General features: G+C 72.7%; 20 protein-coding genes. 12 read left to right on the forward strand and 8 right to left on the reverse strand.

Annotated features, from left to right (window positions below; all coding sequences use genetic code 11):
- Positions 1–7 precede the first annotated feature (7 nt).
- Positions 8–1,465 (reverse strand): aldehyde dehydrogenase family protein, encoded by a 1,458-nt coding sequence (locus tag STRBO_RS0126460; protein WP_020115113.1) that lies wholly within the window; start codon positions 1,463–1,465, stop codon positions 8–10.
- A 126-nt stretch (positions 1,466–1,591) separates the two neighbouring features.
- Here STRBO_RS0126460 and STRBO_RS0126465 point away from each other — a divergent pair, with 126 nt between their 5' ends.
- Both STRBO_RS0126465 and STRBO_RS0126470 read left to right on the forward strand, forming a co-directional pair.
- Positions 1,592–2,020 carry a MarR family winged helix-turn-helix transcriptional regulator gene (locus STRBO_RS0126465; RefSeq protein ID WP_005484070.1) on the forward strand — a complete coding sequence of 143 codons (429 nt, stop codon included), beginning with the start codon at positions 1,592–1,594 and terminating at the stop codon, positions 2,018–2,020.
- A 171-nt stretch (positions 2,021–2,191) separates the two neighbouring features.
- Positions 2,192–2,575, forward strand: a complete 384-nt coding sequence (locus STRBO_RS0126470) for an anti-sigma factor antagonist (protein WP_005484071.1) — start codon at positions 2,192–2,194, stop codon at positions 2,573–2,575.
- A gap of 75 nt (positions 2,576–2,650) precedes the next feature.
- Here STRBO_RS0126470 and STRBO_RS0126475 read toward each other — a convergent pair whose 3' ends face one another.
- Positions 2,651–3,604, reverse strand: a complete 954-nt coding sequence (locus STRBO_RS0126475) for a ribose-phosphate diphosphokinase (RefSeq protein ID WP_005484072.1) — start codon at positions 3,602–3,604, stop codon at positions 2,651–2,653.
- Positions 3,605–3,801: 197 nt separating this feature from the next.
- Here STRBO_RS0126475 and STRBO_RS0126480 point away from each other — a divergent pair, with 197 nt between their 5' ends.
- Together STRBO_RS0126480 and STRBO_RS0126485 are read left to right on the forward strand one after the other, a co-directional pair.
- Positions 3,802–4,458 carry a DUF4230 domain-containing protein gene (locus tag STRBO_RS0126480; RefSeq protein WP_005484075.1) on the forward strand — a complete coding sequence of 219 codons (657 nt, stop codon included), beginning with the start codon at positions 3,802–3,804 and terminating at the stop codon, positions 4,456–4,458.
- 301 nt (positions 4,459–4,759) lie between these two features.
- Positions 4,760–5,434: a VanZ family protein gene (locus STRBO_RS0126485; RefSeq protein ID WP_005484076.1), complete on the forward strand. Its 675-nt coding sequence runs from the start codon at positions 4,760–4,762 to the stop codon at positions 5,432–5,434.
- Here STRBO_RS0126485 and STRBO_RS0126490 read toward each other — a convergent pair.
- Positions 5,415–5,651 carry a hypothetical protein gene (locus tag STRBO_RS0126490; protein ID WP_020115114.1) on the reverse strand — a complete coding sequence of 79 codons (237 nt, stop codon included), beginning with the start codon at positions 5,649–5,651 and terminating at the stop codon, positions 5,415–5,417. The genes STRBO_RS0126485 and STRBO_RS0126490 overlap by 20 nt on opposite strands.
- A gap of 112 nt (positions 5,652–5,763) precedes the next feature.
- On the opposite strand from STRBO_RS0126490, the gene STRBO_RS0126495 reads away from it, so the two are divergent.
- From STRBO_RS0126495 to STRBO_RS0126505, 3 genes are all read left to right on the forward strand, one after another.
- Entirely contained in the window at positions 5,764–6,813 is a 1,050-nt protein-coding gene (locus STRBO_RS0126495) for a PHP domain-containing protein (protein ID WP_005484078.1), read from the forward strand.
- Positions 6,814–6,921: 108 nt separating this feature from the next.
- Positions 6,922–7,587, forward strand: a complete 666-nt coding sequence (locus STRBO_RS0126500) for an HAD family hydrolase (protein ID WP_005484079.1) — start codon at positions 6,922–6,924, stop codon at positions 7,585–7,587.
- 532 nt (positions 7,588–8,119) lie between these two features.
- Positions 8,120–9,148: an SDR family oxidoreductase gene (locus STRBO_RS0126505; protein WP_005484081.1), complete on the forward strand. Its 1,029-nt coding sequence runs from the start codon at positions 8,120–8,122 to the stop codon at positions 9,146–9,148.
- Positions 9,149–9,252: 104 nt separating this feature from the next.
- On the opposite strand, the gene STRBO_RS0126510 is transcribed toward STRBO_RS0126505, so the two are convergent.
- On the reverse strand, positions 9,253–9,513 hold the full coding sequence (locus STRBO_RS0126510; RefSeq protein WP_005484083.1) for a hypothetical protein: 261 nt from the start codon (positions 9,511–9,513) through the stop codon (positions 9,253–9,255).
- 108 nt (positions 9,514–9,621) lie between these two features.
- Complete coding sequence (locus STRBO_RS0126515; protein ID WP_005484084.1) at positions 9,622–10,596, reverse strand: phosphotransferase family protein; 975 nt, start codon at positions 10,594–10,596, stop codon at positions 9,622–9,624.
- Between the two features lie 221 nt (positions 10,597–10,817).
- Between STRBO_RS0126515 and STRBO_RS0126520 the strand changes: the two genes are divergently transcribed.
- The 4 genes from STRBO_RS0126520 (at position 10,818) to STRBO_RS0126535 (ending at position 15,368) form a co-directional block, all read left to right on the forward strand.
- On the forward strand, positions 10,818–11,312 hold the full coding sequence (locus STRBO_RS0126520; RefSeq protein WP_005484085.1) for an FBP domain-containing protein: 495 nt from the start codon (positions 10,818–10,820) through the stop codon (positions 11,310–11,312).
- Between the two features lie 195 nt (positions 11,313–11,507).
- On the forward strand, positions 11,508–12,776 hold the full coding sequence (locus STRBO_RS0126525) for an FUSC family protein (RefSeq protein WP_005484087.1): 1,269 nt from the start codon (positions 11,508–11,510) through the stop codon (positions 12,774–12,776).
- Between the two features lie 50 nt (positions 12,777–12,826).
- Positions 12,827–13,978 (forward strand): hypothetical protein, encoded by a 1,152-nt coding sequence (locus STRBO_RS0126530; protein WP_020115117.1) that lies wholly within the window; start codon positions 12,827–12,829, stop codon positions 13,976–13,978.
- A gap of 133 nt (positions 13,979–14,111) precedes the next feature.
- Positions 14,112–15,368, forward strand: coding sequence for a lactonase family protein (locus tag STRBO_RS0126535; protein ID WP_005484089.1), 1,257 nt, complete (start codon positions 14,112–14,114; stop codon positions 15,366–15,368).
- On the opposite strand, the gene STRBO_RS0126540 is transcribed toward STRBO_RS0126535, so the two are convergent.
- Entirely contained in the window at positions 15,336–16,061 is a 726-nt protein-coding gene (locus tag STRBO_RS0126540; RefSeq protein WP_005484090.1) for a DUF2470 domain-containing protein, read from the reverse strand. The genes STRBO_RS0126535 and STRBO_RS0126540 overlap by 33 nt on opposite strands.
- 129 nt (positions 16,062–16,190) lie before the next feature.
- Positions 16,191–16,799 carry a TetR/AcrR family transcriptional regulator gene (locus tag STRBO_RS0126545; RefSeq protein WP_020115118.1) on the reverse strand — a complete coding sequence of 203 codons (609 nt, stop codon included), beginning with the start codon at positions 16,797–16,799 and terminating at the stop codon, positions 16,191–16,193.
- A gap of 119 nt (positions 16,800–16,918) precedes the next feature.
- On the opposite strand from STRBO_RS0126545, the gene STRBO_RS0126550 reads away from it, so the two are divergent.
- Positions 16,919–18,457, forward strand: a complete 1,539-nt coding sequence (locus STRBO_RS0126550) for a cytochrome P450 (protein WP_020115119.1) — start codon at positions 16,919–16,921, stop codon at positions 18,455–18,457.
- Here STRBO_RS0126550 and STRBO_RS0126555 read toward each other — a convergent pair.
- Positions 18,425–19,294 (reverse strand): pentapeptide repeat-containing protein, encoded by an 870-nt coding sequence (locus tag STRBO_RS0126555; RefSeq protein ID WP_005484093.1) that lies wholly within the window; start codon positions 19,292–19,294, stop codon positions 18,425–18,427. The genes STRBO_RS0126550 and STRBO_RS0126555 overlap by 33 nt on opposite strands.
- Positions 19,295–19,317 lie beyond the last annotated feature (23 nt).

Raw genomic sequence — 19,317 nt, forward strand, 5'->3', positions numbered from 1 at the left:
GAGGCGCTCAGTCGAGCGAGACGACGACGGACTTGACCTGGGTGTAGGACTCCAGGGCCTCGGGACCGTACTCGCGGCCGAAGCCGGAGGCCTTCACACCGCCGAAGGGCACGGCCGGGTCGAGCATCGGCCAGTCGTTGACCCAGACGATGCCGGCCTGGAGGCGGTCGGCGACGCGGTGGGCACGGGCGAGATCCGTGGTCTGGATGCCGGAGGCGAGGCCGTACGGCGTGGAGTTGGCCAGCTCGACGGCCTCGTCCTCGGAGTCGAAGGGCTGCACGGTGAGGACCGGCCCGAAGACCTCCTCCTGCACGACGCGGGAGTCGTTGGCGAGGTCGGCGATGACGGTGGGCTTGTAGTAGTAGCCGCCGTCCAGGTCGAGGCGCTCGCCGCCGCAGACGATGCGGCCACCCTCCTTGCGGGCCAGCTCGACGTACTCCTCGACCTTCTTCAGGTGCCGCTCGCCCGCCATCGGGCCGATGACCGTCTCGGGCCGACGGGGGTCGCCGAGGGGCACGCCGGGCACGGCCTCGGCGAGGATGCCGAGGACGGTGTCGTGGACCGAGCGGGCGACCAGCAGGCGGGGGCCGCCCATGCAGAACTGGCCGGTGTTGAAGACGAAGCCCTTGATGATGGCGCCGATGGCCTTCTCGATGTCGGCGTCCTCGAAGACGAGGTGTGCGGCGTTGCCGCCCAGTTCCATGGTGACCTGCTTCAGGCCCTCCCCGGCGACGCTCGCCGCGTGCCGGCCGGTGGCGGTGGAGCCGGTGAAGGCGATCTTGTCGACGCCGGGGTTGCGCAGCAGCGCCTCACCCGCGACCGGGCCCGTGCCGGTGACCACGTTGTAGACACCGTCCGGGACGCCGGCCCTCTGCAGCAGGCCCGCCATGTAGAGGGCGCTGAGCGGGGTCTCCTCGGCGGGCTTGTGCACGACCGTGTTGCCGGCCGCCAGGGCGGGGGCGATCTTGCTGCCGGCGAGGATCAGCGGGAAGTTGAACGGGGTGATCGCGCCGACCACACCGATCGGGCCGCGCCTGGTGTACGCGAGGCGGTTGTTCGGGACGTCGCGGGCGGAGCCGTCCAGGGACCAGGCCAGGGAGGCGTAGTACTCGTAGTCGTTGGCCGCGTTCGTCACGTCGACGGCGTGGGCCAGGGTGATGGGCTTGCCCACGTCACGGCTCTCCAGGGCCGCGATCTCGTCGGCGTTCTCCCGGATCGACTCGGCCACGCGGTGCAGGATCCGGCCGCGCTCACGGCCGCTCAGCCCGGACCACGTACCGCTGTCGAACGCCTCGCGCGCGGCGCGCACGGCGGCGTCCACATCGGCGGCGCCCGCCTCCGCGACCGTCGTGACCACCTGGCCCGTCGACGGGTCGATCACGTCGGCACGTGCTCCGTCGGTCGCGTCGAGCCACTGTCCACCGATGAACAGCCGCCCGGGCCCGCTCTCGAAGGTGGTCGTCATTGCCCACTCCTCAGCCTTGATCAAGCTTGCTTCGGCATTGATCGCCAAATCTTCAACCAACAGGAATCCTGTTGGTTCGCAGTCTCATTACACACAGGTTTCCTGTCAATGCCCTAGGCTGACCCCATGGTCGGCACCAAGGCACCACCCTCCCTCCTCTACATGGTCAAGCAGGTCGAGCTGGTTGTCCGCTCGCACCTGGACGAGCTGGTCAGGCCGGCCGGGATCACGGCCCTGCAGTACACGTCCCTGACCGTGCTGGAGCGGCACGACGGGCTCTCGGCCGCCCAGCTGGCCCGCGACTCCTTCGTCACGGCCCAATCCATCGCCGACCTCGTGCGGAGTCTGGAGAACCGGGGACTCGTGCGCCGGGAGCGCAATCCGCGCAACCGGCGCGAGCTGCTGATCCTGCTGACCGACGAGGGGCGCGAGCTGCTCGCGCGCTTCGCCGAACCCATGCGTGACCTGGAGGAACGCATGCTCAGCGGCCTCACCCCACACCAGGCCGACCAGTTCCGGCAGGCACTGTCCAGGGCCTGGCACGCCCTGTCGTAGAGCGCTCTGCGCAAAACTCCGGACGCATTGCCGGAGAAATCAAAGACATATGTCAATCGAACATGCTGAAATTCACCCTGACGGGGGTAACTTGCAGGGCAGGGACGGGTGTTGCTCTCCTGCGTGCCCTCATGCCCGTCCTCACTCAGTCCGGTTGGAGGCGATGCCGTCGTGTCGAGCGACCCCACACCGCCCACGACCGGGTACCTGCGCGTCCGCGCGGACCGCGGCCGTACCGTGCTCGAACTCCACGGCGAGATCGACATCGCGGCGGCCGTGGAGATCATCCCGCACCTCGACGCGGTGACGAGCGGCCCCGGCGCCCGGATCGTGATCGACCTGCGGCATGTCGAGTTCTTCGACTGCTCGGGTCTGCGGCTGCTCTACCGGGCCCGGCAGCGGGTGCTCGACCGCGACGGCGAACTGCGGCTGGTCTGCACCCACCCGCTCACCCTGCGCGTCCTCAAGGTCACCGGACTGGCCCGGCTGCTGCCGCCCGCCCCCTCGCTGGAGGCGGCTTTGGAACAGTCCGAGGCCGCGACCGGCACGTTATGACCCTGCCGTCCGGCCCTCGCCGTCCCCTCCCCCGAGCCCCTCACCCTCCGGCCCCCGCCCCCTTCGCCGCCTCCGCTACTCCCTCGACGGCGCGTCGAACAGAGCACTGACCGACTCGCCGTTGTGGATGCGGCGTACGGCCTCCGCGAGCGCCGGCGCGATGGAGAGGATCCGGAGCTTCTCGGTACGCTCCTCGACCGGCACGGGCACGGTGTTGGTGCAGACGATCTCCAGGATGTCGGGCTGCGCGCTCAGCCGCTTGAGGGCACCCGCCGCGAACAGCCCGTGCGTGCACGCCACCCGGATCGATCGCGGCCCCAACTCCCGCAGCCGCTCCAGTAGTTCGAGAACCGTACTGCCCTTGGCGATCTCGTCGTCGAGAACGATCACATCCCGCCCGGCGACCTCGCCGATCACCGAGTTGATGCTCACCCGGTCGTCCGCGAACCGCTGTTTGGCACCCGCCGCGACCTGCGCCCCGATCATCCGTGCGAACGCCGCCGCCTCCTTGGCGTTGCCCAGGTCCGGCGAGACGACCGTCGTACGCGACAGGTCGTACTGCCGGAAGTGCGCCGCCAGCTCGCGCAACGCGTGCAGATGGTCGACCGGCACCGAGAAGAAGCCGTGCACCTGCGGTGAGTGCAGCGTCATGGCGAGGACGCGGCCGGCGCCCGCCGCCACCATCAGGTCGGCCACCAGCCGGCCGCCGAGCGAGATCCGCGGCGCGTCCTTCTTGTCGGAGCGGGCGTACGAGTAGTGCGGCATGACCACGGTGATCCGGCCGGCCGAGGCACCGCGTGCCGCGTCGCACATCAGCAGCAGCTCGACCAGGTGCTCCTGGACGGGCGCGACGAGCGGCTGCACCAGGAACACGTCCTTCTCCCGGCAGTTGGCCTGGAGCTGCACCTCCAGGCAGTCGTTGGCGAAACGGCTCACCCGGGACGGGCTCAGCGGCACCCCCAGGTGCGCGCACACCTCGTCCGCCAGCTCGGGGTGGGCGCTGCCGGTGAAGACGGCGATGTCACGCACGGTCGGCTCCTCGCATGAACATGATCATTACGGGTTGCGCGGCTCATGCTACTGGCCGCCCCGCGTACGCCGATCGATCGCGGCCGTCCGGACGCGACCCACCCCACCTTCTACGGCCGATTGCGGACAATCACCGGCTCGGCGTTCCCCCAAGGTGTTTGCGGGCAATCGTTGAAGCAGGAAGGAGGACCGTCGACATGACGACGTCCATCAAGCGCACGCGGCTGCCCGGCTGGGCCAAGCTGCTCATCGGCGTGGTCATCCTCATCGTGGTGCTGCTGGCCGCGCTGCGGATGCTGGTCTTCGGGGGACTGAAGGACGTGTTCGGCACCGAGGAGCACGACCGCTCGGGGCCCACACTCCTGAAGTCCATCCAGGACATGAGCCGTTACGACGCCGCCTCGGGCAACTTCCAGGTGGTCGTCGACCTGGAGAAGGACGCCAAGTACCTGCCGGACGCGATCCGCGGCACCCGCACGCTGTACGTCGGCGCGGGCACCGTCGACGCCTACGTCGACCTCGGCAAGGTCGGCGACGACGACGTGAAGGTCGACGAGGACCGCACGTCGGCCACCATCAACCTCCCGCACGCGCGACTGGGCAAGCCCGCCCTCGACACCGAGCACTCCTACGCGGTCTCCAAGCAGCGCGGGCTGCTCGACCGGCTCGGCGACATATTCTCCGACAACCCCAACGGCGAACAGGCCGTACAGCGCCTGGCCGTCAAGCACATCGGCGACGCCGCGAAGGACAGCAAGCTCACGGACCGCGCCGAGGCCAACACCACCGACATGCTCGAAGGACTCCTGACGTCCCTCGGCTTCAAGGAGGTGAAGGTGACCTACGGGTCCTGACGTCCTCCGCCGCGGGTCCGCGCCCTTCCCTGGTTCGGGGAGGGCGCGCCGTATGCCGGCTCGACCGCCGCCGGCGCACGAACGCGCCCTCCCACGCCCTCCCACTCCCGGGTGCCTCCCCAGCACCCCTCGAACGGGAGCGGGTCCCTGTCACTCCCGTCCCGGAGTGCCCAGGGCGGGCGAGGGGAAACCTGCGAGGTTCCGCGGACGACTTTCCCGTCCGGTGCTCCGGGTGGGAGTCGTGGACCGCTTCAGGGGTAACAGCTTGGGGACAGAGGGCAGTTGACATCGGGAGGGTCGCATGGCCGGCACCACGGCACGTTCCGGTTCCACGACGTCCGGCCGCCGCCCCCCGGCGTCCCCGCACGATCGACGGCCACTCCCGCTGCCGCTGCGGCTGCTGGCGATGGCACTGGCCTTCCTGGCCATGGTGGCGTTCGGCGCGGTCCTGGCCGGGCTCACCCTCCAGCCGTCCCCGGCGTCGGAGACGCTCACCCACAGCAACCTCACTCCGGGCAGCTCGCTGGAGCTCTACTGGCATCACCCCGACCCGCGCGACGCGCTGAAGCAGGTCGGCGGGAACATCCTGCTGGGCGTGCCGTTCGGCTTCCTGCTGCCGGTGCTGGCGCCCGGGGCGCGCGGCCTGCTGCGCGTGCCCGCGCTGACGGCGGTGGTGATGCTGCTGGTCGAGCTGGTGCAGGGCGCGCTCGTCACCGGTCGCGCGTTCGACATCGACGACGTCATCCTCAACACGACGGGTGCGCTGCTGGGCTATCTGCTGCTGGGCCGGCGGCTCGGCCGGGCCGTGCACGCCCGCGCCCCGCGCGAGCCGAAGACCGCGCCGGCCCCGCGCAGGGCCCCCGCCCGCAAGGCTCCCGCACGCACAACACCCGCGCGGAGGACACCGCGCGCCGCCTGGGCACAGCGCCTGCGGATGAACCGCCGCCGCGGGAGTGCTAGCGCGGCCTCCAAGTGAGTTTGTCGCCGCCGACCCAGCGGACCTGGTCGGGGTCGTCGAGATCGTGGACGACGACCCCGTAGGCCGCCGCGGCCTGGAGGACGTCCGTCATCGTCTTCGCCTCGCCGACCACCTGGCCGTCGATCTCCACGATCCGGAACGGCGGTGTACCGGGCTGTACCCCGAGCACCATGACCCGGGGGTGGGAAATGTAGGGGCTCGCGCTTTCGGTCATGTCTAGAGCGTAGAGCGGTTCCGGCCGCCGTGCGGGTGGCCGGGGACGGGGTCGGCCGCCGTGCGGGTACCCGGGGACGGGGTGACGCTGGAAGCGGAAGGCTGGAGGTGGCATGGATCCCGTCGAGGCCCTGGACCGGATCGCTTTCCTGCTGGAGCGGGACCGGGCCCCCACCTATCGCGTACGCGCGTTCCGTACGGCCTCGGCCGTGCTCGGGGCGCTGTCGGCCGACGAGCTGGCCGAGCGGGCGGCGGCGGACTCGCTGGAGTCGCTGAAGGGGGTCGGGCCCAAGACAGCGCAGGTGGCGCGCGAGGCGCTGGCCGGGAAGGTGCCCACCTACCTGCGGAAGCTGGAACAGGGGGCCGAGGCCCCGCTCACGGAGGGTGGCGCGGGCGCGGAGCTGAGAGAGCTGATGCGGGGAGACTGCCATGTGCACTCGGACTGGTCGGACGGCGGCAGCCCGATCGAGGAGATGGGCCGGACCGCCGCGCGCCTCGGCCACGAGTGGACGGTGCTCACGGACCACTCCCCCCGGCTGACCGTCGCCCGGGGCCTGTCCCCGGAGCGGCTGCGGGAGCAGCTCGACGTGGTGGCCGCGCTGAACGAGACCTGGGCGCCGTTCCGGCTGCTCACCGGTATCGAGTGCGACATCCTCGACGACGGTTCGCTGGACCAGGAACCCGAGCTGCTGGGGCGGCTCGACGTGGTGGTGGTGTCCGTGCACTCCAAGCTGCGGATGGACGCGCGCGCGATGACCCGGCGGATGGTCGCGGCCGTCCGCGACCCGCACTCCGACGTCCTGGGGCACTGCACGGGGCGGCTGGTCACCGGGCGGGGGCGGCCCGAGTCGGAGTTCGACGCGGAGGCGGTGTTCGCGGCGTGCGCGGAGACGGGGACGGCGGTGGAGATCAACTCCCGGCCCGAGCGGCTGGATCCGCCCCGGCGCCTGCTGCGGACCGCCGTGGAGGCGGGGACGCTGTTCTCCGTCGACACGGACGCGCACGCGCCGGGGCAGTTGACGTGGCAGGTGCACGGATGTGCTCGGGCGGAGGAGTGCGGGGTACCCGCGGAGCGGGTGGTGACCACCTGGGGGGTGGAGGAGGTTCTGGGATGGGCCCGGGACCGGGAGATTCCCGGTCGGGTGGGGGCGGCGGGTGCCTGAGGGCCGCGGGTTCGGCGGCCGGGCGGGTACGGGGCCCTCGCGGCCGGTCGCGCGGTTCCCCGCGCCCGTCCGGGCGCGGACACGGGAGTTGTCGAGGAAGGTGAGCCGATGAGCAGGGCTGCTGTTTTCGATGTCGACGGGACTCTTGTCGACACCAATCATCTGCATGTCGTCGCCTGGTGGGAGGCGTTTCGGCAGGCTGGGCACCAGGTGTCCATGCACGACGTGCACCGGGCGGTGGGGCTGCCGTCCGGGGATCTGATCACGCATCTGCTGGGTGAGGAGCGCGATCCGCAGGAGAAGGACGCGCTGAGCGCCGCGCACAAGGCGTTGTACGGGACGTACTTCGAGCGCCTGCCCGCGCTGCCGGACGCGGGGCGGCTGCTGCGGCGGCTCGACGGGGCGGGCTGGAGCGTGGTGCTGGCTACCTCGGCGGGCGGGACGGAGCTGGCGGCGCTGCAGCGGGCGATCGGGGCCGACGACGCCATCACCGCGACCACGAACGCCGATGACGTGGCCGAGGGGAAGCCCGCGCCGGATCCGGTCGAGCGGGCCCTGGAGCTGGCGGGCGCGCGGGCCGAGCGGTCGGTGTTCGTCGGGGACACCGTCTGGGACATGCGGGCGGGCGCCCGGGCGGGAGTGCGCTGTGTGGCGGTGCTCAGCGGCGGCATCCCGAGGATCGAACTGGAGGCGGCCGGCGCGGAGGCGGTGTTCCGCAATCCCGCCCATCTGCTGGCCGCGCTGGAGGAGAGTCCGCTCGGGCGGGAGGAATGACCTGGTGACGGCCGCTCCGGGCGACCGTGCGGGACGTGACGCAGATCACCGGCAATGTCCGGATACGTAAGGAACACCCCCTGGTACTTTCCCGTTGAACCAACCGTGGGTGTGGATGGGACAGTGTCCCCGGGCCTCACCTTTTGCCCACAGGGACGATCGTTCGGCTGAAGCCCTGTGGAGCCTTTCGCCGAGAGGCGACCGCCATCCGCACCCACACACAGACCGCCCCGACCGCGATTCCCCCGTCCCGGTCGGGGCTTCCCCCTTTTCCGGCCCGTGCAGGCGCCGGGTTCCGTCGGCCCGTACAGCGCCGAGGGCACGCCCGTCGTCAAGGCCGGTAGCGGTCGCCGGACGACCAGTGGCACCCCTCGGTGGGGTGGCCGGACAGGCCGGCCGCCGTGGCGGATGCGGGCAGGAGCGCGGACGGAAGCCGCGGCGGGCGGTGTGTCCGGTTATGACCGCGTGCATGGGTGGGGTCCGGGTACTCGTGGGCGGCTCGGAGTGACGAAACGCGCGAGAGGAGTCAGCGGTGAACGGAGAATCCGGCGGCAGGATCGTGGTCACTGGCGCCACCGGCAATGTGGGGACGAGTCTGGTGCGTCTGCTCGCGGAGGACGAGCGGGTCGAGGAGGTACGGGGGCTGGCCCGTCGGGTGCCCGAATGGACACCCCCGAAGACGCACTGGTCGGCCGTGGACGTGGGGTCCGAGCAGGCCGATCTGGTCAAGGAGTTCGAGGGGGCGGACGCGGTCGTCCATCTCGCCTGGGCGTTCCAGCCGACCCACGACCCGGCCTCGACCTGGCGGACCAATGTGCTGGGCGGTATGCGGGTCTTCGAGGCGGTGGCGGCGGCCGAGGTCCCCACCCTGGTGCACGCCTCGTCGGTGGGTGCCTACTCGCCGGGGCCGAAGGACCGCGCGGTCGACGAGTCGTGGCCCACGCACGGCTGGCCGGACGCCGCGTACTGCCGGGAGAAGGCGTATCTGGAGCGCGCCCTGGACTCCTTCGAGCACGAACATCCCGGGGTCCGGGTGGTGCGGATGAGGCCCGCGTTCCTCTTCAAGCGGGAGTCGGCGAGCGAGCAGCGCCGAATCTTCGGCGGGCGCTTCCTGCCGGGGTCGCTGGCCCGGCCGGAACTGCTGCCGTTCCTGCCCGACATTCCCGGGCTGAAGGTGCAGACGCTGCACACCGACGACGCCGCCCGGGCCTACCGGCTGGCGCTGCACAGCGACGCCCGCGGGGCCTTCAACCTCGCGGCGGAGTCCCCCGTGGACGCCGAACTGCTCAGCGAGGTGCTGGGGTCCCGTCCGGTGAAGCTGCCCCGGGCGGCGGTCCGCTCGGCGGTCGCGGCCGCGTGGAACCTGCGGCTGCTGCCCGCCTCACCGCATCTCTTCGACGCCGTGCTGCGGCTGCCGCTGATGGACTGCTCCAAGGCCCGCGACGAGCTGCGCTGGCATCCGGAGCATACGGCGGTGGAGGTGCTGGAGGAGTTCCTGGAGGGGCTGCGGCAGGGCGCCGGAGCGGACACCGAACCGCTGCGGGGGCGGAAGGTCGGCTGAACACGCCGGCCACGTCCCGGACCTCCGCACATGACGGCGCCTCCCCGGGTCCCACCGGGGAGGCGCCGAGTCCTGCCGCGTCGCCGGCGACGACGGGGAGCCGGTCAGCCGGACGGCTCGTCGGGCACGGGCTGCTCGGGGTCGACGGCGCCCGACCGGGCCGCGCCCTGGCGGCCGGTACCCGCCTCGTCCGTGTCGGGCACGTCGGCGTCGTCCCGCGACGCGTCCTCGTCCCGCGCGTCGCCGGTGGCACGCGCCGGCGCCACCTCCCACGGGTCCTCGCCCTCTCTCGCCTGCTGATCGGGCAGGTCCCTCGGTACGGGGTCCGGGTGCTCGCCGGGACCCTCCAGCCGGTGATCGGTCACGGCGCGCTCCTTCCTGTTCGAGTGGTGCGCCCCCCTGTCCCCGGGGTGCGCCGCACGCGGGTACCGCGATGTGATCGGCACAAACCTGGAGTTCCGAGGGCCGTTCCGTCAGGAAAGGGCGCGCAGCTCCTCCAGGGCCCCCGTCAGCTGGGGCGCCACCGCCTCCCGTCGCCATGCGAGGTGCCCGTCGTCCAGAGCGCGCGGCACCGCCTCGACCAGCATGATCAGGTACAGGTAGCTGCGGTACAGGGCGTAGCGGCGGCGGACCGACGGCGTGAACGCGATCTCGCCGCCCGCCTCCTGATAGCCCGTCAGGAAGTCGGAGTCCTGGCGGATGTCGCCGAGCAGCGCGAGCGAGACGAAGTCCGCGACCGGGTCGCCCCAGAACATGCGCTCGCCGTCGATCAGACCGCCGACGCGCGGCGTTCCCCCGCGCTCGACCAGGATGTTGCCCGGCCACAGGTCGAAGTGGACCAGTCGCGGCACGGTCACGTCGTCGAGGGCGTCGTGGGCGGCCCGCGCCGTGCGGGCCACCTCGTCCACGGGGAGGGGCAGCCAGGCCCCGTAGCGGCGGGCGTCGGCGAGGATGCCGTCATAGAGGGCCGCGAAGGCGGTGCGCCAGTCGGCGGTGAGGGGTCCGAACGCGCCGGACGGGTAGCCGAAACCGGGGCCGGTCACCCGGTGGAGGCGGGCGACCATGCCGCCCAACTCCCGCCGCACCGGCCCCTCTTCGGCGGGTTCCAAGTCCTCCCAGCCGCCGCCCGGGCAGTGGGTGAGCAGGAGGTGACGGCCGGTGGGGGCGGATGCGTCGAGGGCGGCCGCGACGACCCGAGGGGCGGGGACGCCGACGGTCTCGGCGGCCCGGCAGAACTCGGCCTCGGCGCCGAGGAGTTCACTCTCGTAGGTCAGGCCGGGGGTGGTGGACGGCGGGGGGATCTTGAGGATCAGCCGGGTGCCGTCGGTGAGGCGCAGCTCCTCGACCGTGTTGTACGTGCCGCCGCCGAGCGGCAGCCGCTCGGCGAGAGCACCTGGCGCCAGCCCCGCCGCCGCCAGGACGAGCCGCGCCCGCTCCTCGTCGTCCACTCCGGTCCCCCTGTCTCCGGTCGGCGATCCGCCTCGTCGCGTCCGCGCACAGCCCTGCGGGATCACTCTGTCAGGCGGGTCCGCGCGACTGAAGCCCACGACGAGCCCTCGGGAGGGGGTGCGCGGAAATCCATTGGCCACCCGCCCATGTGCCGATTAGCTTAGGTAGAAACCTAGTGACCCTAGGTTGGACCGACGATCACTCCCCTGGAGGAACCCTCATGAAGCCCCTCACCGAGCAGGACATCCGCGGCTCGTTCGTGAACTGTTCCAAGGGCGAGGCGAAGCGGATCTCCCTGCCCCGTGATCTGGAGCGGCGGCCCTGGGACGATCTGGACTTCCTCGGCTGGCGGGACCCGGGCGCGCCCGATCGGAGCTATCTCGTGACCGAGCGGGCGGGGCGGCCTGCGGGTGTCACGCTGCGTTTCCCGGCGGCGCGGCGGGGCTTCCTTCATCGGAGCATGTGTTCGTTGTGTCTGACGACCCACCGGGGTGGCGGGGTCTCGCTGATGACGGCGCGGAAGGCCGGCACGGCCGGGCGCGAGGGGAACTCCGTGGGGCTGTACATGTGCGCCGACCTGGCGTGTTCGCTGTACGTGCGGGGCAGGAAGGCGCTCGACACGGGGAGCCGCTTCGAGGAGAGCCTCACCGTGGAGGAGCAGATCGCCCGGACGGTGGGCAATCTGTCAACGTTCCTGGACAAGCTGTACGACTGAGGCCGCCGCAGGTGCCCCGCCCCGCCGCCGTCCGCGCCGGACAGCACACCGCCACGGCCGCCGTCTCCCGGCCGTCCGCCTCCCGGCCCTTCGGCCTCCTGCGCCCTCCCCTCCCGGCCCTTCCGCCGATCACCCAGGTGACTACTGTCCTCGGTCAGGAGTTCGGCGGAGCGACGAAGCGGGAACAGCGCAAGGATGCGAGACGTACGTGATGTGTGGGACCTGATCGGCACGAGGGTCGCCCAATGGCGGCAGGACCCGGTGGTCGTGCAGTCGGTGCGGTCGGCGGCGGCCGCCTCGGTGGCCTATGTGGTGGCCTTGCAGCTCACCTCGGAGCCGGCGCCCCTGACGGCTCCGCTCACCGCCCTCCTCGTCGTACAGGTGACCCTCTACTCCACCCTCACCACGGGCATCCGGCGGGTGAACTCGGTGGTCGCCGGCGTCGTCATCGCCATCGGCTTCAGCATCCTGGTGGGCCTCACCTGGTGGAGCCTCGCCCTGATCATCCTGGCCTCGCTCGCGGTGGGGCATCTGGTGCGGGTCAGCGAGTTCGTCCCCGAGGTGGCGATCAGCGCCATGCTGGTGCTCGGGGTGACCAGGGTCGGCGACACGGCGTGGGCGCGGGTCATGGAGACACTGATCGGCGCGGTCGTCGGCCTCGCCTTCAACCTCCTGCTCGCTCCCCCGGTGTGGGTGGAGGCGGCCGGAGAGTCCATCGAGGACCTGGCCCGGCGGATGCGGCAGCTGATGATCCGCGTCGGCGAGGAGGCCGCGGGCCGCACCCCGGCGGAGGCCGCGGCGGCCCGGCTCCACGAGGCACGGGAACTCGACTTCGACATCGTCGAGGTCGACGCGGCGCTCCAGCAGGCCGAGGACAGCCTGAAGCTCAATCCGCGCGTACGGGAGGGCCTGCTGCACCGGGTCGTGCTGCGCACGGGTCTGGACACGCTGGAGATCTGCACGGTGGTCCTGCGGGTGCTGGCCCGCACCCTGACCGACCTCGCCAAGGAACGGGAGCCCGAACCGCTGTTCGTCCCCCAGGTGGGGGCGGCCGTCGAGCGGCTGCTGGCCGAGATCGGTGACGCCGTGGTCAGCTTCGCGGTGCTGGTGACGACCGATGTCAGCCGCAGCGCCGAGTCCGCGGAGGACAGGCTCACCGCCGAGCTGTCGGCGGCCGCCGCGACCCGCGACAAGCTGGCCCAGCTCCTCCTCGAAGAGGTCCAGCGGGACGCCGCCCAGTGGCAGCTGCACGGTGCCGTGCTGACGGAGGTCAACCGCATCCTCGACGAGCTGGACACCGAGCACCGCTCCAAGAGGCTCCTGGAGGAGCTCGACCGCTGCACCCGTGAACAGCGCGAGCGCTCCCCCCGGCTCACGCGCCTGCGCGACCGCGTGCGCATCCCGCGCCCCCTCCGGCGGAACCGGTCCGGCCTCGCCGGACGTACTACCGGACGTACCGGGTGACGTCGTACCGAGCGACGAGGCACCGGGCGAGATCGAGGGGAGCGTACGGAATGGCCGAAGGCACCGTACGGATCGACGGGAGCACACTGTGTCTGCCGGGGGGTGTGCGGGTGCGCTTCCAGCGCACCCTGCGGCTGCCGGAGACGGGCACGCACCAGCTTCCGCCCGGTCTGGGCGACTTCCCTATCCGGCGGGTCGAGGACTATCCGCACACCGCCTCGCAGGAGATGCGGGCGCGTGGCGGGGTGATGCTTCCCGTGTATCTGCGTGAGGCGATGTGGATGCACTTCGGCGGTTCCACGGAACCGGCCGCGCTCCAGGTGGGCGTCGGCAAGGTGTGCGCGGTGTCGGGCACGCCCTGGAGCGGCACGCTCGCGCGCGACCCGCAGAACTACGTGGTGCTGCCGCGCCAGCCGTGGCTCGACGGCATCAACTCCGGCAAGGGCACGGTCAGGCAGTTCGTGGCCGTCCCGCTCGGGCTCGGGGCCACGGTCGAGGGCCAGGTCACCGGCGAGGAGGTGTTCGGTGGGGTCCAGCTTCAATCGTTCCCGCTGAACGACGAGCAGCTCGCCCTGTGGCGGAAGGAGGAGCGGCGGCGCGCCGAACGCGAGACGGCCATCGGTCTGGTGGGCGGCGGGGGCGTCTTCGCCGGCACGGGCCCGGTCCCGATGCCGCCCCCGGGTGCGCCTCCGCTGCCGCCCCAGTCCACCGGGTTCACGGCGCCCGCGCCGGGTGGCGCGCCTCCCCCGGCGCCCTACGGGGCGCCCGCTCCCGCCGCGGCGCCCATGCGCGGCGCGCCCGCCGCAGCGCCCCGGGCGCAGGCGGCGATGGGGCTCGGTGTCGGCGGCTCGATGCGCCAGGAGGTCTACCGGGACACCTGGCCGCGCGGCAGCTGGGCCGAGACGGCGGCCGGGCGGGTCTTCGTCCATCTGGTCACTCCGCCCGAGTGGCGCCGGATCACCGGGGAGGCCCCACCGCCGTCGCCCGTGGACCGGGCGGCGTACACGCGGGCCGGGCTGCCCTGGTTCGACTACTACGACGAGGACGCGCACGATCTCGACGCGGCCGACGCCCTCGGCACGGTGAAGCCCGTCGGCGACTGGCTCGGCGACGACCTCGACCCGTGGCAGGCGCCCGCCCCCGGCCAGGTCAAGCCGCTCGGTGACGCACCGGGCAAGCCGGTCCAGGACGGCGACTGGTAGCCGGTCCGACGGCCGACGCGAGGGCGACGGCGGGCGGCGCGCACCAGCGCCGCCCGCCGTCGCCTTTGCGCGCAGGCGCTCGTACCCGTCAAGGTGGTGACGGACCGGACGAGCGACACCCGAGGTGCGACGCATGACGAATGAGGCGGCAGGGGATCAGGACGGCAGGAGCAGGCGCCATGTCCTCGGGCTGCTGGCGGGAGCGGCCGTACCGGCCGGCCTGGCCGGGTGCGCGGGCTCCGACGGGACGGCCGGACCCACGTCCTCCTCCCCCGCGCGGGACACTCCGACGGCTCCCTCGCGGGAGGCGGAGGCCGGGGCGGCCACCGGTTCCGCGACCACCTCGCCCTCCCCGACGCGCACCGGCCCCCGGCCGCTCTACATCGGCACGTACACCTCGGCCGAGGGCGGCGGCACCGGCATCGGGGTGGCGACGTACGACGTCCCGAGCGGCCGGGTCACGGGCGGGGGGACGATCACCGGTGTCGCGGACCCGTCGTATCTCGCGGTGCACCCGGACGGCCGGACCCTGTACGCAGTGAACGAGCGCACGCGGGGCGGGGTGAGCGCCGTACGGCTGTCCGACCGCCGGGTGCTCGGCACCCGGAGCAGCGGCGGCGAGGCGCCCTGCCAGCTGTCGGTGCACCCGGGCGGGCGGTGGCTGCTGAGCGCCAACTACGGCTCGGGCAGTGTCGCCGTGCACCCCGTCGAGGACTCGGGAGCCCTGGGCGAGCGCACGGATCTGGTGGTGCACAGCAGTCCGGCGCCGGGTCCCGGGCAGGACAGGCCGCACGCGCACCAGGTCCTCACGAGCCCGGACGGCGGTCATGTGCTCGCCGTCGACCTGGGCACCGACACGGTCTACACCTACCGTCTGGACCAGTCCCGGGGCACGCTCACCGAGGTCTCCCGGGCGCGCACCCGGCCGGGCGCCGGGCCCCGGCACCTCACCTTCCATCCCGGGGGCCGGTACGCCTATCTGGCCAACGAGGTCGACAACACGGTCGTGGTCTGCGCCTACGATCCCGGCAGCGGGCGGCTCGCACCGGGGGACCCGCAGCCCACGGGCACGGGCTCGGGCACGAACTATCCCGCGCAGCTGGTCGTGACGCCGGACGGCGCGTACGCCTATCTCGCCAACCGGGGGCACGACAGCCTCACCCGCTACGCCGTGGAGGCGGACGGCGCGCGGCTGCGGCTGCTCGACACCGTGCCGGTCGGCGGGGACTTCCCGCGCCAGATCGCGCTGTCGCCGGACGGGGGCCTGCTGTTCGCCGCGCTGCAGCGGTCGAGCGCGGTCAGCGTCTTCCGGGTCGGGAGCGATGGCGGACTGCGGCGCGCGGGCGGCCCGTTCGCGTCACCCGTCGCGGTCTGTGCGCTGCCGCTGTAGGGCCCGGGGACAGGACGCGGCGCTCGCCTGGGAGAGCAGGATGTGCATGCGCTCGGTGAGCTGCGCCATGTCGTCGGCCGGCTTGTGGAACGTCAGGCGTACGTCGCCGTCGCCGCGGGCCCGCTCGATGCGCAGGGTCAGGCCGTGCCGGTCGACGGCGAGGGGCTGGACGCGTACGGCGCCGTGCAGGCTGTCGTGCGGGACGAGCCGGGTGAGGCGCTCGACGGCGTCGGGGTGGGCGTCGGCGAGGTGGGTCAGCAGCCGGGACTCGGCGGTGACCAGCGGATCGGGCTCGGCGGCGGCGAAGTCGTCGAGGTCGACCACGACCGCGCCGGACGGCTCGCGCAGCACGATGCGGGTGGGCCGGAACTCCAGGTCGCCGTCCTCGGGTGTGAACCAGCCGGCGATCCACAGCCGGGCCCGGATGCGGCCTCGCACCGGGACGGGCGCGACGTCGGCGAACTCCAGCACGGCGGACGGCTCGCCCCGCGGCGCGCAGATCGCGGCGGCGACGAGCGTACTGTCCTCGGGGACGCGCAGGATGACACGGCCGTCCTCCGTGACGGTGTGCGCGCCGACGAACTCCTCGCGGCCGCCGTCGGCGGTCACCGCGCAGGACCACGCCGCGGCGAGCACCGAGCGGGCGCGCTCGGCCGCGGCGGGCGCGGCCGTCCAGCTGTGACGGTCACCCATCCCAAACCTCCATTAGGTAAGCCTTGCCTAACCTATCGAAGATCGGGGCGTACGCCAACCACCGGCGGCCGGTCCACGGAATCTCCCCCGCCTCCGCGCACCGGAGGCGGTCGGAACGAAAGGCCCGGCTCAGGGCGTGAGCACGCCGAACAGGGCCCGCGCGCACAGGTCACGCACCTGCTCGCGGGACAGCTCCGCGCCCCGCAGCCACTCCAGACAGACGGCCGTCGTGAACGACAGCCACCCGCGCACGGCGAGCCGCATCTCCGGCCGCCCCTCCAGGGCGGCCGCGAACTCGGCGTCCGAGGCCAGCGCCGCCAGGATCTGCGCCTCCTGCACGGCCAGCGCCCGCTGGTAGACCTTGCGCACGGCCTGGTCGCCGGTGGCGTCGGCACGGTGGAAGGCCCGGAAGCCGTGGGCGTGCTCCTCGACATGGGCGAGGAAGGCGTCGAGCCCGTTGCCGAGCCGCTCGCGCGCCGACGCGCCCGGGGCGGGCGTCATGATCCGCAGCATCCGCTCGCTCTCGCGCTCCACGACGGCCGCGAAGAAGTCCCGCTTGTTCGGGAAGTAGTGGTAGAGCAGACCGCGGGAGACACCGGCGATCTCGGCCACCTGCTCGATCCACACGTCGTCGTACGGGCTCTCCGAGAAGAGCCGGGCGCCGACCGCGAGGAGCTGCTCCCGCCGTTCCCCGGTGCTGAGCCGACGCCGCGGGCGCTCCTGCTGCCTGGCTGCCATGCCGGTCACCTTACTTGACGTGGGTTCAACAACGGGACGAGACTGGGCCCGCTATTGAACCCGAGTACAACACCGCGCACCGGGTCCGGCCACGGCGTGCGGGCGAGGGAGATGTGGTCATGACGGCGACGACAGGGGCCACGGCTGTCAGGGGCTTCCGCAGCGCGGAGCTGGGCTGGCCCGAACTGCACCGGATACCGCACCCGCCGTACCGCATCCCCCTCCTCGGTGACGTGCTCGGCACGAACGTGCGCACGCCGGTCCAGGAATCGGTGCGGCTCGGGCAGCGGCTCGGGCCGATCTTCCGGCGCAAGGCGTTCGGCAAGGAGATCGTGTTCGTCGGGGGCGCGGGGCTCGCGGCCGAGATGGCGGAGGAGTCCCGGTTCGCCAAGCACGTGGGCGTCGGCGTCGCCAATCTGCGGCCGGTGGCCGGGGACGGCCTCTTCACCGCGTACAACCACGAGCCGAACTGGCAGCTGGCGCACGACGTCCTCGCCCCGGGCTTCGGCCGGGAGGCGATGGCCGGCTACCACCCGATGATGCTCGACGTCGCCGAGCGGCTGACGGAGCACTGGGACCGGGCGGAGGCGGCGGGCTCCAGCGTGGACGTGCCCGGCGACATGACCAAGCTGACCCTGGAGACGATCGCCCGCACCGGCTTCGGCCACGACTTCGGCTCCTTCGAGCGCACCCGCCCGCACCCCTTCGTCGCCGCCATGGTCGGCACCCTGACCTACGCCCAGCGCCGCAATGTCGTGCCCGACCGGCTGGTCCCGCTGCTGCTGCGCGGTGCCGCCCGGCAGAACGGGGCGGACATGGCGTACCTCGACGAGACGGTCGACGCGGTGGTGCGGGCACGGCGGTCCTCCGGCGGCGGCCGCGGTGGCGGTGACGGCGACCTGCTCGACCGGATGCTGGAGACCTCGCACCCCGAGAGCGGCGAGCGGCTGTCCGCCGAGAACGTCCGGCGGCAGGTCATCACCTTCCTGGTCGCCGGGCACGAGACCACCTCGGGCGCCCTGTCCTTCGCCCTGCACTACCTCGCCCGGTACCCGGACCTGGCCGCCCGCGCCCGCGCCGAGGTGGACCGGGTGTGGGGCGCCGCCGCGCGGCCGGGCTACGAGCAGGTGGCCAAGCTGCGGTACGTGCGCCGGGTGCTCGACGAGGCGCTGCGGCTGTGGCCGACGGCGCCCGCCTTCTCGCGGGAGGCCCGCGAGGACACCGTGCTGGGCGGGGTCCACCCCATGCGGCGGGGCGCCTGGGCGCTGGTGCTGACGTCGATGCTGCACCGGGACCCGGAGGTCTGGGGCGCGGACGCCGAGCGGTTCGACCCGGACCGCTTCGACGCGGCGGCCGTACGCGGCCGGGCCCCGCACACGTTCAAACCCTTCGGCACGGGTGCGCGGGCCTGCATCGGCCGCCAGTTCGCGCTGCACGAGGCCACCCTGGTGCTGGGGCTGTTGCTGCGCCGGTACGAGCTGGTGGCGGAGCCCGCGTACCGGCTGCGGGTGGTGGAGCGACTGACGCTGATGCCGGACGGGCTACGGCTGCGCGTACAGCGGCGGGTGGGCGCGGTGCCGGGCGCCCCCCAGGAGCCGGCGTCACCTCCGTCGCCCTCGTCGCCGTCAGGCTGTCCAGTGGCCGGGGCGGGTGACTGACGCCGGCAGCCGGGTCCCGGCGCTGCCACGTGCCGCCTGGAGCTGGGGCTGGGTCAGGAAGAAGGCGCCGGTCAGGTCCGCGTCGCGGAGGTCGGCGTCGCGGAGGTCGGCGCCGATCAGATCCGCGCCCCGCAGATCGGCCCCGGTGAGGTCGGCCGCTATCAGGTAGGCGCCGCGCAGGTCGGCCTTGCGCAGGTCGGCGCCCTTGAGGCGGGCGCCCATGAGGTCGGCGCCGCGCCGGTTCCGCTTGCGTCCTTCGGCCCCCGCGCGCATGAGTTCGCTGACCCGCAGCAGCAGCACGTTGACGCGCTGCCGGTGCGCGGCGACGTCCAGCTCGCCCAGTTCCTCGGGCGTTCCGCCGGCCAGCCGCTCGGTCTCCGCGCGGACCCGGCGGAGGTCGGCGTGCACCGGGCGGGCGGCGGGGAGGGTCAGCGCCTCGGTCACGTACCAGAGCAGCTCGTGGAGTTGGCGTACGACCGGGAAGACGTCGAACATCCGCCGGGCGTGCCCGGGGCCGCCCGTACGCCAGCTCTCGCCCCCGAAGGTGACCTGCGAGACCCGCTGTCCGGCACCGAAGCAGTCGTAGACCGTGCAGCCGTTGAAGCCCTCGGCACGCAGCCGGGTGTGGATCCCGCACCGGAAGTCGTCCCCGAGGTTGCCGCACGCCGTGCCCGCGGCCTTGTCGACGGCGAAGTCGGCCGAGGCGGAGAAGGGCAGGGCGACACAGCACAGGCCGAAGCATCTGCCGCAGTCCGCGCGCAGCACGCGCAGGGCCCGCCGGTCGCGCTGGTCGTGCTGGTCGAGCTGGTCGAGGGCCTCGCCGGATCCGTGTTCCATACGGTTCACCCTAACGAGGGTCC

This window comes from Streptomyces bottropensis ATCC 25435 (assembly GCF_000383595.1).
GTDB classification, from domain to species: domain Bacteria; phylum Actinomycetota; class Actinomycetes; order Streptomycetales; family Streptomycetaceae; genus Streptomyces; species Streptomyces bottropensis.